The organism is Kribbella sp. NPDC051137, from assembly GCF_040682535.1.
Taxonomy (GTDB): Bacteria; Actinomycetota; Actinomycetes; order Propionibacteriales; family Kribbellaceae; genus Kribbella; species Kribbella karoonensis.
Genome location: NZ_JBFBBI010000006.1, coordinates 184,136 through 198,801, shown reverse-complemented (window position 1 = coordinate 198,801; position 14,666 = coordinate 184,136). Strand labels below are relative to the sequence as shown.

The following is a 14,666-nucleotide window of genomic DNA, read 5'->3' as shown; positions in this document are numbered from 1 at the left end:
GTGGAGGGTGAGGGATTTGCGGCGGGTCAGGTCGGTGGGTGGAGGGTGAGGGATTTGAGGCGGGTCGTCTTCTCCGGGGTGGAGTCGGCGACCGGCTTGGAGACGAGCAGGCGGACGTAGCGGGCGGTGAACGTCGGCACCTGGCGGTCGGTGGTCGCGGCCGTGTTGCCGGTGACCGTGTCGCGGGTGGTCCACTGCTTGTTGTTGTCGCTGGACTGGAGCTGGAAGTCGCGCGTGTTCAGGTCCGCCTGGCCGGCGTGGGTGACGGTGTACCGGCCGATGCTCCGGTCCGCGCCGAGGTCGATCGAGACCCAGGCGTTGGGGGAGGGGTCGACCCACAGGTCGCCGGCAGGGTCCGTGACGTTGTGGGCGCTCCCGTTCTCAGCGCCGGCCAGGACCGGGCAGTAGCGGGCCAGATCCGGTACGCCGTTCGTGTCGGCGACCGCGGCGAACTCCAGCACCCGCACGGTGGTGTCGTCGGACTGCGTCGGCCGCTGCACGGTCAGCCGGAGGTATCGCGCTGTCACCGGACGCGGGAAACGCCGGTCGGTCAGGTTGTGGATGTTGCCCGTGACAACATCCACCGCATGCCAGGGACCGGTCGAGCGCTCAGCGGCTTCGACGGTGAAATCCCTGGTGTTGAAGGCCGTCTGACCACTCTCGTACCCGGCGTGTTTGACGCGATACCCGGACACCGTCCGCAACCCGCCTAGATCCAGCACCCGAGCGCCGGCAGCCACGTCTGTGGTGGCAGCTGGTACGACGGGTCCGTCGGCGAAGCGGTGCAGGTCCAGCCAGACGAAGCGTGGCCGGTAGATCTCGGTCGTCAGCGGATCGGCCCCGAGGCGGTTCACGTTGTAGCTGATCAGCAACCGCCCGTCTTCCGACAGACTCGGGTGGGCCTTCGCGTTGTAGCAGTACGTCCCGCCCGCCGTCTGCGCCTCGTACACGTAGGGCTCCGGACAGTTGTAGAACCGCACCCCCGGCCCGAACGGCCCGATCGGTGACGACCCGATCGCGTACTCCAGCCCGGTCGAGTTAACGTTCCGCAGATACACGAGCAGGTAGCGCCCGCCCGGGATCGGCGTCACGCTCAGCTCGGTCGACACGTCGGCATGCAGTACGGCGGCATCCTGGACGCTGACCGTGATGTCCGGGCTCCACGACGTACCGCTCCAGAACCGCCAGGACGCGATGTCGGCGAACTCCTCGCGGCGCACCCGGGCGCAGACCAGGTCCTTCTGTCCGCCGGCCAACGTGTTCCGGTACCCGTAGACGTACACGAATCCGTCGGCACCCGGCATGATCCCGACGCCGAACATCACGATGTACGTGCCGTCCCGGACCAGCAGCCCGACGTCCTCGGTCCGGCGTACCGCGGTGTAGTCCGGGACCCCGTCGGCCAGCGGTACGGCGATCAGGTCGACCCGCGCCGCGTTCCAGTCGGAGTCCGGCGCGAACCCCGTGGCGTACAGGGTGTCGCCGATCGCGATCCCGTCGTTCATCCAGAACCCGCTGCCGAACGCGCCGTTCTCCGGGATCACGAACGTCGTACGGTCCGGGTCCGGCCGGTTGCCGGTCAGGACCGCCGACGAGTTGTTGACGAACCCGGTCTGCCGGTACGTCAGGGTGTCCGGGTCGACGGTGCCGATCCGGGTGTCGCTGAAGATGAACGCGGTCCGCGAGCCGGGCGTCGCGGACCCGATGCCGTCGCGGCCGTCGAGCGGGACCGAGTAGATCCCGTCGGCGCCGATCCAGCCGGAGCGACGGTCGAACAACTGGGTCCACTCGTCGGCACGGGTGGCACGGAGCGGTCTGCTGGATGAGGTGGTGGGGGAGGACCAGGACGGCGCCGGCAGTGCGGCGGAGACGCTCAGACCGGCGGCCAGAGCGGCGTTGGTGCGCAGGAAGGTACGGCGGGAAACGGTGCTCACCGCAGGCACCCTAGGAAGAAATGTCAACGTTGACAAGGCTATGTCAACGTTGACATCATCAAATCGCTTCGCACTTGTTGCTGTCACTCAGTGAGGGAGTACCAACCGTGCGTCAATCCCGCATCCCCCTCGTCCTCGCGGCGCTGCTCGCCGCGACCGCCCTCTCGGTTCCGGCGGCGGCCGCGCCGGCGAGACCTCGCTCCTCGAACCTGGTGGTCGAGAGCGCGACCGAGCTCGGCCCGATCACCCAGAACCCGCACAACGCCGCCCGCGACAACGGTCAGAGCGTCCGGTACGGCAACCAGTCGGTGTGGTTCTTCGACGACACGATCCTGAAGAACCCGGACGGCTTCCTGACCAGTACCGCCGCGACCACCAGCGACCTGGACGCGAGCGACAACATCACGCTGACCTCGGCGAACCCGCTCGACGAGCACTCCACCGGCGTACCGCCCGAGTTCGTCCCGTTCTCCGCGGCCGAGACCGCGTTCCAGGAGCAGCACGCGTCGTCCGACTGCACGAACTCGACCGACGAGTACTGCGGGACCGTCTTCGCGCACTGGCCCGGTCCGGCCGTGGTCGACCAGGCGCGGCACCGGATCCTGGTGTCGTACGGCAAGCTCTGCCGCGGCGGTCGCGTCGGTACGCCGTGTGAGTCCGGCTTCGTCGGCCAGGCGCAGGGCACCGGCCTGCTCTCGGTCGACATGGACACCAAGACGATCACCCGGCTGACCGCGACCAATCGCCCGGCCGACATCCCGAGCCCGGAGGGCACCGACAACACGCTGTTCTTCCCGGCCGGTCAGGACTGGGGCGGCCAGGCGATGGTGCTGGTCGGCAACACGCTCTACGGCTACGGCAAGTGCACCCTCGACGGCTGCGCGGTCGCGAAGGTCCCGGTCGCACAGGTCACCGACATCTCCCAGTGGCGCTTCTACACAGGTGCCGACAGCAACGGTAATCCGCAGTGGTCGACGGATCCGAGCAAGACCGTGCAGGTGAAGGCGAACGGCGCCGCCGGTTCGACCGTGTACTGGGACAGCGCGTTCGGCGCCTACGTCAACACGTTCATGCAGTTCCAGTCCCAGGACGTCCAGTACCAGACGGCGCCCAACCCGTGGGGCCCGTGGAGTACGCCGACCAAGCTGTTCACCGCCGCCAAGACGAGCGGGATCGAGTACGCCGCGTTCGCGCACCCGGAGTACACCAGCGCGGACGGGCTGACGAAGTACTACACGTACTACACCTCGTCCACCGGCGCCCAGATGCTCGTCAAGGTCCGCTTCGCGAAGGGGTCGTGATGCATCAGCATCCACAACGCACGATCGACCGGGCCCGCCGGATGCTCGACGAGCGGGTGCAACCCGCCGTCGAGCGCCGTGCGGCGCCGCTGCAGCTGGCCGTACGCCGGTTGCCGGGCGAGCCGGAGCCGTTCGAGCAGGCGACCGCCGGACCGTTCGAGCCGTTCACCGCCGGGTCCACCTGGGGCCCGGCGTGGACGACCGCGTGGTTCCACCTGAGCGGCGACGTCCCGGCCGGGTGGGACGCGGCCGTGGTCGTCGACCTCGGCTTCGACGGCGGCCCCGGCTTCCAGTGCGAGGGCCTCGTGTATCGCGCGGACGGCAGCATCATCAAGGGAGTACACCCACGAAGCCGGTACGTCCGGCTCGATCCGGGAACGACGACGGTCGACCTGTACGTCGAGGCCGCCGCGAACCCGGACATCGCCGCGAAGGCGTTCCGCCCGACCGGGCTCGGCGACGGGCTCGACGTCGACGGCGAACCGCAGTACCGCTTCCGCCGGGCCGAGCTGGTCGCGCTCGACGACCGGGCCGACGCGCTCGCCGTCGATCTCGACGTACTGATCGGCTGGGCGGTCGAACTGGCCGCCGACGACCCGCGCCGGTCGAAGATCCTCCGGGCACTCGACCGCGCCTGCGACGTGATCGACCCGGAGCGGATCCACGACTGCGTGGACGCCGCGCGGGCCGAGCTCGCGCCGGTGCTCGGGCAGCCGGCCGCCCCGAGCACGCACCGGGTTGCCGCGGTCGGGCATGCGCACATCGACTCGGCCTGGTTGTGGCCGATGCGGGAGACCGTGCGCAAGTGCACGCGGACGTTCTCGAACGTGCTGGCACTGATGGACGACTACCCGGAGCTGCGGTTCGCCTGCTCGCAGGCGCAGCAGTACGCCTGGATCGAGGAGCACCAGCCGAAGCTGTTCGCGCGGATCGCCGACGCGGTCGCGGCCGGGCGGTTCGTGCCGGCCGGCGGGATGTGGGTCGAGTCCGACACCAACATGCCGGGCGGCGAGGCGCTGGTCCGGCAGTTCGTGCACGGCAAGCGGTACTTCGCCGAGCGGTTCGGGGTCGAGCCGCGGGAGGTGTGGCTGCCGGACTCGTTCGGGTACTCCGCCGCGCTGCCGCAGATCGCCGTACTGGCCGGGTTCCGCTGGTTCCTGACCCAGAAGCTCGCGTGGCATCCGACGAACCCGTTCCCGCATCACACGTTCTGGTGGGAGGGAATCGACGGCAGCCGGCTGTTCGCGCACCTGCCGCCGGTCGACACGTACCTGTCCGAGCTGACCCCGGCCGAGCTGAACCACGCGACGAAGAACTTCCGCGATCATGCGGGTGCGACCACCTCGCTGGTCCCGTTCGGGCACGGCGACGGCGGTGGTGGGCCGACCGCGGTGATGATGGAGCGCGCCCGCCGGCAGGCCGATCTCGAAGGTGCGCCGCCGATCGAGCACCTGACGCCGACGGCGTTCTTCGAGCGCGCCGAGGCCGAGTACCCGGACGCGCCGGTGTGGGTCGGCGAGCTCTACATGGAGGCTCACCGCGGCACCTACACGTCGCAGGCGGCGATGAAGCGCGGCAACCGGCGCAGCGAGCACCTGCTCCGCGAGGCCGAGCTGTGGTGTGCGACGGCGACGATCCGGACCGGGGCGCCGTACCCGTACGAGGCGTTGGACCGGATCTGGAAGACGGTGCTGCTGCACCAGTTCCACGACGTACTGCCGGGCTCCTCGATCGCGTGGGTGCACCGGGAGGCACGGGAGGCGTATGCGAAGGCCGGTGCGGAACTGGAGGAGCTGATCGGGTCTGCCCTCGGCACGTTGGCCGGCGCGGGCGACACCCCGATCCGCTTCAACGCGGTCCCACTGACGATCGACGGCATTCCCGCCCTCGGCGCATCCGACGCGGCTCGGGCGATCGGTGCAAGCGTGACGGCGAAGTTCGACGGTGAGCAGTGGATCGTCGACAACGGCGTACTGCGGGTCACGATCGCCGCGGACGGCACGATCACCTCGCTCGTCGACACCCGGTACGACCGCGAACTGGTGGCCGAGGGTCAGCGGCTGAACGACCTGGTGCTGCACCACGACCTGCCGAACGCGTTCGACGCCTGGGACCTGGACTCCTTCTACCGGACGACGGCCGCGCCGCTCCGGGCGGTCGACTCGTTGCGCGTCACCGAACGCCCCGACGCGGTGGTGGTCGAGGTACGACGGGTGCACGGCGCGTCGACGTACGAGCAGACGATCACGATCCCGGCCGGCGCGGACCGGGTGGAGTTCGCGATCGAGGTGGACTGGCACGAGCGGGAGAAGTTGCTGAAGGCAATGTTCGGGGTGGACGTCCGCTCCGACCAGGCGACCGCGGAGATCCAGTTCGGGCACCTGCGGCGGCCGACGCACGACAACACCACCTGGGACGAGGCGAAGTTCGAGGTGTGCGCGCATCGCTGGGTGCACGTCGGCGAGCCCGGCTTCGGGGTCGCCGTCGCCAACGACTCGACGTACGGGCACGACATCCGGCGGCTGTCCGGATCGGCGGGTGATCCGCTCGCGGGCCGGGCAGGCACCGGGATCGGGCTGTCGCTGTTGCGGGCCCCCCGGTACCCGGACCCGGAGACCGACCAGGGCCGGCATCACGCGCGCTACACGCTGGTGTCCGGTGCCGGCATCGACGACGCGGTCGAGGCCGGTCTGCGGCTGAACCTCCCGGTCCGGGAGATCCGCGGTACGTCGGCACCGGCACCGCTCGTCACGGTCGACGGAGCCGGGGTGGTGATCGAGACGGTGAAGCTCGCCGAGGACCGGTCGGGCGACGTGATCGTCCGGCTGTACGAGTCCCTCGGTGCGCGGACGACGGCCCGGCTGAGCTGGGACTTCGTTGCCGTGGGCGCCGAGATCGTGGACCTGCTCGAACGTCCGCTCGAGACCGTCGACGAGCCGCTGTTCTCGTTGCGGCCGTTCCAGATCCTGACCGTGCGCATCCGGGTGCAGGAGACCGATGATGAGTAAACGCAGCCGGGACACGATTCTCGGGTACCTGTTCATCTCGCCGGCGATCATCGGGTTGCTGCTGTTCGTGGCGTACCCGATGGTGACGTCGCTCTACCACTCGTTCACCCAGTGGAACGGGCTGACCCCGGCCAAGTGGGTCGGGCTGGAGAACTACAAGTTTCTGTTCACCAGCGATCCGACCTTCTGGCCGTCGTTGAAGGTGACCGTGCTGTGGGTGGTCATCTCGGTCCCGGCCACGCTGATCGCCGGCCTGGCACTGGCGGTCGTGGTGAATCGCACGATCGCGGGCGTCAAGGTGTTCCGGACGATCTTCTACCTGCCGGTCGTGCTGCCCGCGGTCGCCGTCCTGACGTTGTGGAAGTACATCTACGACCCGACGTACGGGCTGGCCAACCAGATCCTGAAGTTCCTGCACCTGCCGACCAGTCTGTGGCTGGGCGACGCGCACGTGGCGCTGCCGGCGATCCTGATCGTCGGGGTGTGGGGCGTCGGCGGCACGATGATGATCTTCCTGGCCGGCCTGCAGGCGGTGCCGGAGGAGATCCAGGAGGCCGCGAAGGTCGACGGCGCGAACGCGTTCCGGCGGTTCACCCGGATCACGCTGCCGATGATCGGGCCGATCATGATGCTCCAGCTGATGCTGGCGCTGAACGGCGCGTTCCAGACCTTCAACCAGGTCGCGATCCTGACCAAGGGCGGACCCGGGCACTCGACCAACCTGTTGATGTACAAGATCTACAACGACGGGTTCGCCGACTTCATCACCTCGCCGCAGCTCGGGTACGCGACCGCCGAGGTATGGGTGCTGTTCGTGATTGTGATGCTGGTGACCGTCGTGATGCTGCGCCTCACCCGGAATCGTGTCTATCAAGGAGAAGGCGCATGACGGCCGAGGCGCTGGTGGTGGCACGCCCGGCGGCGATGACGCAGCGGGTGCCGTTGATGCTGTCGCGGGTTGCCTGGTACGCCTTGTGCGGGCTGCTCGCGGTGTCGATGCTGTTGCCGCTGGTGTGGATGATCAGCATCGCGCTGAAGGGCAACGGCGACATCAACCAGCTGCCGCCGGCTTTCCTGCCGCGGGAGTTCCGGGCCGCGAACTTCGTCGACGGTCCGGCGCAGATCGGGTTCTACCGGCTGCTGCTGAACACCGTGATCGTCACGGTGCTGTCCACGGTCGGCGCGGTGGTCAGCTCGATGATCGTCGGGTACGGCATCTCCCGGATCGACTTCCCGGGCCGCCGGTTCTGGTTCGCGCTGATCTCCGGCAGCATCTTCGTCCCGGGCATCGTCGGGCTGATCCCGCTGCAGCACCTGTACATCAACCTCGGGCTGATCGACACCTGGGTGCCGTTGATCCTGCCGGCCTTCTTCGGCAGCCCGATCTTCGTGTTCCTGGCGCGGCAGTACTACCAGTCGATCCCGAAGTACCTGGACGAGTCGGCCACCATCGACGGCGCCGGGCACTGGATGATCTTCACCCGGATCATGATCCCGCTCACCAAACCGGTCTGGATCACGATCGCGATCATGTCCTTCCAGTTCGCCTGGAACGACTACCTGAGCCCGCTGGTCTACCTGCAGGACGCGAAGAAGTTCACGCTGCCGCTCGGGATGGCCGCGTTCCTCTCCGACCAGGCCGGCTCTCAGTACAACTACTACATGGCGACGAACCTGCTGTTCGTCGTACCGCCGCTGGTGCTGTTCTTCCTCGCCCAGCGCTACTTCATGGAGGGCCTCGGCGCCCTCGGAACCATCGCGAAATGAGGAGATCGATCATGCCCAAACCAAGGTCCTGGCCGACAGCAGTACTCGTCGTCGCCGGGCTCGCGCTCGCCGGGTGCGGCGGCGGTTCCGGCGCCGGCTCCGGGAAGGACGGCGGGACGGTCAGCTACATGACCTGGGAGTCGGTGCCGACCAACCAGGCGCTCGACAAGAGCATGGCCAAGCTGCAGGGTGTCACGGTCAAGCGCGAGGAGTCGCCGAACGCGGACTACGCCCAGAAGCTCGCCTCGCTGATCATGTCCAAGAAGGCGCCGGACTTCTTCTGGTGCTCGAACTCGCAGGAGCAGAACCTCGCCGCGGAAGGCCTGCTGTACGACTGGTCGTCGTACCTGAAGAAAGGCGACGGGCTGCAGGAGGACAAGTTCTCGCCTGGTTCGCTCGACCTGTGGCGGAACGCCGAGGGCAAGCTGTACGGGATCCCGACGCTCGCGAACACGTACGGGTTCTTCTACAACAAGGCCGACTTCGACAAGGCCAAGCTGAAGACCCCGGCGATCGGCTGGACCTGGGACGAGCTGTACGCCGACATCGCCGCGCTGAAGAAGACCGACGCCAAGTCCACGCCGCTGGTGACCGCGTGGGCGTTGCTGGAGAGCCCGCAGGGCGTCTCGGCGTACTCCGTCGCGAACGGCGGCGCGCCGATCGTCGAGAAGCCGATCGGGTCCAAGCAGGTCCAGGCCGACGCGACCTTCCGGACCGGCGCCGAGCGGATGGCGAAGGCGATCAAGGCCGGCGAGATGACGAACCCGGACTACGACGGTACGAACGCTGTCGCGAAGTTCGCCAACGGCGGCATCCCGCTGATGTTCGGCGGCCAGTGGCTGCACCAGTCGATCACCCAGAACAAGCCGAAGTTCGCCTGGGGCTACGCGCCCTGGCCGGCCGGTACGGCGAAGTCCGTGCAGCCGATCGAGACCAACGGCGTCTGCTCGCCGGCCACGCTGAAGGACCCGGACAGCACCTGGAAGGTGATCAGCTACATGGAGGTCACCGGGTTCAACGAGACGATGAAGGACCAGCCGATCGCGCCGATCGCGTACGAGCCCGGCTCCAAGGGGTACTACGAGTCCCTGCAGGCCGGTGACGCGGCGGCGAAGAGCATCGCCGCGACCGCGACGTACGAGCTCGGGGTGAAGGACAAGTTCGTCACGCAGTTCCTGGACCCGTGGTCGACGCCGGCCGGGGACGTCGTCGGGACCACCTGGAACCCGGCGCTGTCCGGGAAGAAGGACCTGTCCGCCGGGATCGACGGAATGGTTGCCGGGATCAACAAGCTGGCGGCCAAGTGAGTACGCCCGCGGTCGACTACCCGTTCGGCCCGTTCGTGCCGCGGCCGGAGAACCCGATCCTCCGGCCGGGGCGGCACGACTGGGAGTCGGCCAACGTCTACAACCCGGCGGCTCTGGTGGTGGACGGGCGGGTGGCGCTGGTGTACCGGGCGCACGCCGACGACATCGTGTCGCATCTCGGACTCGCCTGGTCCGACGACGGGATCACGTTCGAGACCGAGCCGGAGCCGATCATGGTGCCGACCGAGGACTACGAGCGGTACGGGTGCGAGGACCCGCGGGTCGTGCTCGTCGACGGCACCTACTACCTGACCTACACCGGGTGGGACCGGCACACGGCCCGGTTGTGCCTGGCGACGTCGACGGACCTGCGGACGTGGGAGAAACACGGCCCGATGTTCCCCGGGATCAACACGTTCGCCGGGGTGCGCGAGACGCCCGGGCCGGAGTGGAGCAAGGGCGGGGTGATCCTGCCGGAGCCGGTCGACGGGCGGTACCTGATGTGGTTCGGCGAGGGGAACATCCACCTCGCCGTGTCGGACGATCTGCTGCATTGGAAGGCCGAGCCGACGCCGGTACTGCGGCCGGAGCCGGGGACGTTCATGGGCGACCTGGTGGAGACGGGCCCGCAGCCGATCCTGACCCGGACCGGTCATGTGCTGCTGATGCACAACAGCGCGGTGGTCCAGCCGGACGGCGGGGTGTATTACGCGTGCGGGCAGGTGCTGATCGATCCGGCCCGGCCCGGCACCGTCGTCGCGAAACTGACCGAGCCTTGGCTGGAGCCCAGTACGTATGAGGATCAGAACGGGCTGGTCAGCAACGTGACGTTCGTCGAGGGGCTCGTGTTCCATCGCGGGACCTGGTTCGCGTACTACGGGCAGAGCGACACCACGATCGGTGTCGCGACGTACACGCCGTCATGACCGGGCCGCGGGTGATGTTCACCGGGGACTCGATCACCGACTGCCATCGACGGGAGACCGACAACCCGCTCGGGTACGGGTACCCGTTGCTGGTGGCCGGGCAGTGGGGGATGCGGCGGCCGCAGGAGTCGCCGGAGTGGATGAACACCGGGATCTCCGGCGACACCCTCGCCGGGCTGGGCGGGCGGTGGCGGGCCGACGTACTGGATGCGCGGCCGGACGTGGTGTCGATCCTGATCGGGATCAACGACACCGGGTACCGGTTCTCGTTCGGGCATGACGAGGTGTCGGCGGACGTGTTCCGGGCCGGGTACCGGCGGTTGCTGGAGCCGTTGGCCGACGTACAGCTCGTGCTGATCGAGCCGTTCCTGCTGCCGGTGAAGGAGGAGCAGTGGACGTGGCGGCCCGACCTGGATGCGAAGATCCAGGTGGTGCGGGAGCTGGCCCGGGAGTTCGGGGCCCGGCTGGTCGCGGCGGACGGGCTGTTCGCGGAGCTTGCCGCGGGCAACAAGAACCCGGAGCACTGGTTGTTCGACGGCGTACACCCGACGCCTGCCGGTCATGCGGCGTTGGCGGACGCCTGGCTGCGCCAGCTCACCTCCCCATCTGCTGTTAGTACGTCGGTACGTCGTTGACGACCAGGCGGGCCGGGACCTCGAGGCGCTGGGGTGCGCGGGTCGGGTCGGTCAGGCGGTCGAAGAGGAGCTGGGCGCCGGCGCGGCCGACGTCGTACGGGTCGCTGTCGATCACCGAGACGCCGAACGCCGCGGCCAGTTCGAAGCGGTCGAAGCAGACGGTGTCGATCCGGTGACTCGCGAAGGCCCGCGACTGCAGTAGCCCGGTGCAGAGCCGGTTGTTGTCGACGAAGACCGCGTCCGGCGCGGCCGACGGCAGCAGGTCCTCGGCGGCGCGGCGGGCGTCCTCCTCGCTGACCAGGTTGTCCCGGACCAGCGCCGGGTCGACGGCGATCCCCGCGGCGCCGAGCGCGGCGACGTACCCGGCCCAGCGTTCCTCGGCGCCGCTGCCGCTGCGTGGGTGACCGAGGTACGCGATCCGCCGGCGGCCCTTCGCGAGCAGGTGCTCGACACCCGCGCGGGTGCTGGCCGCGTTGGTGGTGGTGACCGAGTCCATCGACTCACCGAGGCCTGGAGGAGGGGAGTCGACGAACACGATCGCCGACCCGAAGCGGGCCTCGTTCGCCAGGTAGCCGAGGTCGTTGCCGACCGGTGCGATGATCAGCCCCGCGACCCGGTGCGCGAAGAACGACCGGATCGCCCGGTGTTCGAGCTCCGGGTCGTTCTGCGCGTCGGCGGTCAGCACCAGGTACCCGCGCTCCGAGGCGACCGAGTGGATCCCGCGCAGCATCGGCGCGAAGAACGGGTTCGTACAGTCGCCGAGGGTTACCCCGATCGACGTCATCGCCTGGTTCTTCCGCCGCAACCCCGCCGCGACGTCGTTCAGCTGCACGCCGAGCCGATCCGCCTCGGCCACGATCCGCTGCCGCGTCGACTCCCGCACCTTCGGATCCCCACGCAGCGCCCGCGACACCGTCTTGATACTGACGCCGGTAGTCGCGGCCACATCCTCGAGCCGCGGCCGCCGCGGAGTTTCACTCATACCCTGCATTGTAATGTCAACGTTGACATAACAGCTCCATCCTCACGGACCAGGTCCCCCAGCAGCGTACGACCGGCTCCGGATCGCCACCATCTCCCACGACTCGGCGCACGCCGCGAGGGGTGTCCGGTTAGTTCTTTTTGGGGGCGGAGGTGGCGCGGATGTGGAGTTCGGTGCGGAGGGTGACGGTGGAGGGTGGGCGGCCGGGGGAGGTGGTCCGGTCCTTGAGGAGCATGCCGGCGGTGCGGCCCAGTTCGTACGTGGGCTGGGCGACCGTGGTGAGGCTCGGGATCACCAGGTCCGCCCACGGGATGTCGTCGAAGCCGACCAGGGCGATGTCGTCGGGGGCGCGCAGCCCCTTGCGGGCCAGGCATTCCAGGGCGCCGACGGTCATCAGGTTGTTGGTGGCGAACAGTGCCTCGGGCGGATCGGGCAGTTCCAGCAGGCTCTCCATCGCGGCGTACCCGCCGGCCTCGCGGAAGTCCGCGTGCCGCACCAGGTCCTTGTCGTACCGGATCCCGCCGGCCCGCAGCGCCGACCGGTACCCGGCCAGCCGGTCCATCGCGGTCGACACCTTCCGCGGCCCGGTGATGCAGGCGATCCGCCGGTACCCGCCGTCGATCAGGTGTTTGACGCCTTCGAACGCCCCGTGCTCGTTGTCCACCAGCACCGTGTCCGCCTCGACGCCCTCGACCCGGCGGTCGATCATCACCAGCGGGATCTTCGCGTCCGCGAGCAGTTGCACGCCCTCCGCGGTCGACGTCGGCGAGATCACCACGCCGGCCATCTGGTCGGTCAGCACCGCCGAGGCGTACGCCGCTTCCTTGGCCGGGTCCTCGTCGGAGTTGCACAGTACGACGTGGTACCCCTCGGTCTGCGCGACGTCCTCGAGCCCGCGGACCAGCGAGGTGAAGAACGGGTTCTCGATGTCCGAGATGACCACCGCCCACAGGTTCGTGGAGGACTTCCGCAGGTTCCGGGCCACGCCGTTCGGCCGGTACCCGAGCTCGGCGACCGCGGCGCGGACCTTCTCGGACAGCTCGGGGTCGACGTTGCGCCGGCCGCTCAGCACCCGCGACACCGTCGCCGGCGACACCCCCGACCTACGCGCGACGTCGTAGATCGTCGTCATACCCGCTCCCCGCTGGAGATCCGATGGTCGTCTGGATCGCACTCTAACCCCGATCCCTCACAAAGGATCTCATGTCACCGAACTGGCGCCGTCCAGCAGCGCCAGCGCCGCGGCCTGGGACGGGGCCGAGGCGGCGGCGCCGTTCACCGTGGTGGACAGTGCGCCGGCCGCGTTCGCCAGCCGTACGGCGTCCACCAGCCCGGCGCCGTCCGCGAGCGACGCGGCCAGCGAACCGCAGAACGCGTCCCCGGCGCCGACCGTGTCGACGGTGTCGACCTGGTGTGCCGCGACCCGTTCCTCGACCCCGCCGTCCCGGTCGAGGACGAACGCCCCGCGCGACCCGAGCGTCACTACACAGGCCCGCAGGTCCCAGTCCTCGGCGAGCTTCCGCGCGATCACCGGCACCTGCGACTCGTCGTCGCAGTCCAGCCCGGTGAGCGCCGCGGCCTCGACCTCGTTCGGCACCAGGACGTCGACGTACTTCGCCAGCGCCGGGTCGATCGGCCCGACCGGGGCCGGGGTGAGGATCGTGGTGACGCCCGCGGTCGAGGCGAGCCGGAGGGCGGCGTGGCTCGCCTCGACCGGGAGTTCGAGCTGCACGCTGAGCACCTTGCTCCCGGTCAGTACCTCGCGCGCGGCCTCGACCTCGACGGCGGTGATCGCGGCGTTCGCGCGGGAGACGATGATGATCGAGTTCCCGCCGTCGGGCAGCACCAGCGGCAGTCCGACGCCGGTGCCGAGCGACGGGTGCCGGACGACCCAGGACGTGTCGACGCCGTTCGAGCGGAGCAGTTCGAGGAACTCCTCGCCGTACCGGTCCTCGCCGATCGTGCCGACGATCGCGGTCCGGGCGCCCATCCGGGCCGCCGCGATCGCCTGGTTCACGCCCTTGCCGCCGAGGTGCTCCGCGAACCCGGTGCCGTGCAGCGTCTCGCCCGGCAACGGCCTCCGCTCCGCGGACGCGACCAGATCCTTCATGAACGACCCGAGCACACAAACATCTGTCATGACGACTCCTCCGACAGACGCTTGCCGAGGGCACCCGACGGGTGGAACTGGGCGAAGTCGCGGTGACTGAACTCCCGCAGTACGACGAGAGCGCACGCGAGCGCGTCGCCCATCGCGAGCGAGGCGGTGGTGGACGCGGTCGGTGCCAGGTTCAGCGGATCGGCCTCGCGCAGCACCATGGTGTCCAGCGTGTACGTCGCCAGCCGGGCGAGCGTGGACTCCTCGCGGCCGGTCATCGCGATCACCGGGATCTGCCGTTCGCGCAGCATCCGGGCGAACGCGACCACCTCGGCGGTCTCTCCGGACGCGGACAGCGCGAGGACGAGGTCCCGGGACGTGACCGCCCCGGAGTCGCCGTGCAGCGCGTCGCCGGAGTGGATGAACGTGGCCGGCGTGCCGGTACTGGCGAGGGTCGCGGCGATCTTCCGCCCGACCAGGCCCGACTTGCCCAGGCCGGTCACCACCAGGTGGCCCTCGCACCGGGCGACAGCGGTCAGCACCTCCAGGAACACTCCGTCCAGCCGGTCGGCGAGTGCCGACACGGCTGCTGCTTCGGTCTCGATGGCGTCCCGCGCCGCCTGCAGCCCCCGTGCCACCAGGTCCCTGGACAGCTCGTCGGCCGTGCGGTGGGCGGACGCACGGTTCGGCACAACTGGCATCCCCAGC

At 69.2% G+C, this 14,666-nt stretch carries 12 protein-coding genes; 7 read left to right on the top strand and 5 right to left on the bottom strand.

Features of this window, described 5'->3' with window-relative positions:
* Positions 1–26 precede the first annotated feature (26 nt).
* A complete protein-coding gene (locus AB0M51_RS31485) occupies positions 27–1,934 on the bottom strand; it encodes a discoidin domain-containing protein (RefSeq protein ID WP_344192987.1) in 1,908 nt (635 codons plus the stop codon).
* Between the two features lie 107 nt (positions 1,935–2,041).
* Here AB0M51_RS31485 and AB0M51_RS31480 point away from each other — a divergent pair, with 107 nt between their 5' ends.
* The 7 genes from AB0M51_RS31480 to AB0M51_RS31450 are packed head-to-tail and all read left to right on the top strand — an operon-like array spanning position 2,042 to position 10,878.
* Entirely contained in the window at positions 2,042–3,235 is a 1,194-nt protein-coding gene (locus AB0M51_RS31480; RefSeq protein ID WP_344192989.1) for a DUF4185 domain-containing protein, read from the top strand.
* The gene (locus AB0M51_RS31475; protein WP_344192991.1) at positions 3,235–6,243 is read left to right on the top strand and encodes a glycoside hydrolase family 38 C-terminal domain-containing protein; all 3,009 of its coding nucleotides are present in this window, start codon (positions 3,235–3,237) and stop codon (positions 6,241–6,243) included. Before AB0M51_RS31480 ends, AB0M51_RS31475 begins: the two co-directional genes overlap by 1 nt.
* Positions 6,236–7,132: a sugar ABC transporter permease gene (locus tag AB0M51_RS31470; RefSeq protein WP_344192993.1), complete on the top strand. Its 897-nt coding sequence runs from the start codon at positions 6,236–6,238 to the stop codon at positions 7,130–7,132. The genes AB0M51_RS31475 and AB0M51_RS31470 overlap by 8 nt, the downstream gene beginning before the upstream one ends.
* Positions 7,129–8,010 carry a carbohydrate ABC transporter permease gene (locus AB0M51_RS31465; RefSeq protein ID WP_344192995.1) on the top strand — a complete coding sequence of 294 codons (882 nt, stop codon included), beginning with the start codon at positions 7,129–7,131 and terminating at the stop codon, positions 8,008–8,010. The genes AB0M51_RS31470 and AB0M51_RS31465 overlap by 4 nt, the downstream gene beginning before the upstream one ends.
* Before the next feature lie 11 nt (positions 8,011–8,021).
* Positions 8,022–9,317, top strand: a complete 1,296-nt coding sequence (locus AB0M51_RS31460; protein ID WP_344192997.1) for an extracellular solute-binding protein — start codon at positions 8,022–8,024, stop codon at positions 9,315–9,317.
* The gene (locus tag AB0M51_RS31455) at positions 9,314–10,243 is read left to right on the top strand and encodes a glycoside hydrolase family 130 protein (protein ID WP_363751671.1); all 930 of its coding nucleotides are present in this window, start codon (positions 9,314–9,316) and stop codon (positions 10,241–10,243) included. The genes AB0M51_RS31460 and AB0M51_RS31455 overlap by 4 nt, the downstream gene beginning before the upstream one ends.
* On the top strand, positions 10,240–10,878 hold the full coding sequence (locus AB0M51_RS31450; protein ID WP_344193001.1) for an SGNH/GDSL hydrolase family protein: 639 nt from the start codon (positions 10,240–10,242) through the stop codon (positions 10,876–10,878). The genes AB0M51_RS31455 and AB0M51_RS31450 overlap by 4 nt, the downstream gene beginning before the upstream one ends.
* Here AB0M51_RS31450 and AB0M51_RS31445 read toward each other — a convergent pair.
* The 4 genes from AB0M51_RS31445 to AB0M51_RS31430 all read right to left on the bottom strand — a co-directional run bounded on the left by AB0M51_RS31445 (position 10,856) and on the right by AB0M51_RS31430 (position 14,650).
* Entirely contained in the window at positions 10,856–11,860 is a 1,005-nt protein-coding gene (locus AB0M51_RS31445) for a LacI family DNA-binding transcriptional regulator (RefSeq protein ID WP_344193003.1), read from the bottom strand. The genes AB0M51_RS31450 and AB0M51_RS31445 overlap by 23 nt on opposite strands.
* A 130-nt stretch (positions 11,861–11,990) precedes the next feature.
* Positions 11,991–12,992 (bottom strand): LacI family DNA-binding transcriptional regulator, encoded by a 1,002-nt coding sequence (locus AB0M51_RS31440; protein WP_344193006.1) that lies wholly within the window; start codon positions 12,990–12,992, stop codon positions 11,991–11,993.
* Between the two features lie 69 nt (positions 12,993–13,061).
* Entirely contained in the window at positions 13,062–14,000 is a 939-nt protein-coding gene (locus AB0M51_RS31435) for a ribokinase (RefSeq protein ID WP_344193008.1), read from the bottom strand.
* The gene (locus AB0M51_RS31430) at positions 13,997–14,650 is read right to left on the bottom strand and encodes an SIS domain-containing protein (protein WP_363751667.1); all 654 of its coding nucleotides are present in this window, start codon (positions 14,648–14,650) and stop codon (positions 13,997–13,999) included. Before AB0M51_RS31430 ends, AB0M51_RS31435 begins: the two co-directional genes overlap by 4 nt.
* Between the last annotated feature and the right edge of the window lie 16 nt (positions 14,651–14,666).

Bases quoted from the DNA above. Each gene is read 5' to 3' on its own strand.
- AB0M51_RS31475 (WP_344192991.1), top strand. From the start codon at position 3,235: ATGCATCAGCATCCACAACGCACGATCGACCGGGCCCGCCGGATGCTC.
- AB0M51_RS31440 (WP_344193006.1), bottom strand. From the start codon at position 12,992: ATGACGACGATCTACGACGTCGCGCGTAGGTCGGGGGTGTCGCCGGCG.
- AB0M51_RS31460 (WP_344192997.1), top strand. From the start codon at position 8,022: ATGCCCAAACCAAGGTCCTGGCCGACAGCAGTACTCGTCGTCGCCGGG.
- AB0M51_RS31445 (WP_344193003.1), bottom strand. From the start codon at position 11,860: ATGAGTGAAACTCCGCGGCGGCCGCGGCTCGAGGATGTGGCCGCGACT.
- AB0M51_RS31465 (WP_344192995.1), top strand. From the start codon at position 7,129: ATGACGGCCGAGGCGCTGGTGGTGGCACGCCCGGCGGCGATGACGCAG.
- AB0M51_RS31450 (WP_344193001.1), top strand. From the start codon at position 10,240: ATGACCGGGCCGCGGGTGATGTTCACCGGGGACTCGATCACCGACTGC.
- AB0M51_RS31470 (WP_344192993.1), top strand. From the start codon at position 6,236: ATGAGTAAACGCAGCCGGGACACGATTCTCGGGTACCTGTTCATCTCG.
- AB0M51_RS31435 (WP_344193008.1), bottom strand. From the start codon at position 14,000: ATGACAGATGTTTGTGTGCTCGGGTCGTTCATGAAGGATCTGGTCGCG.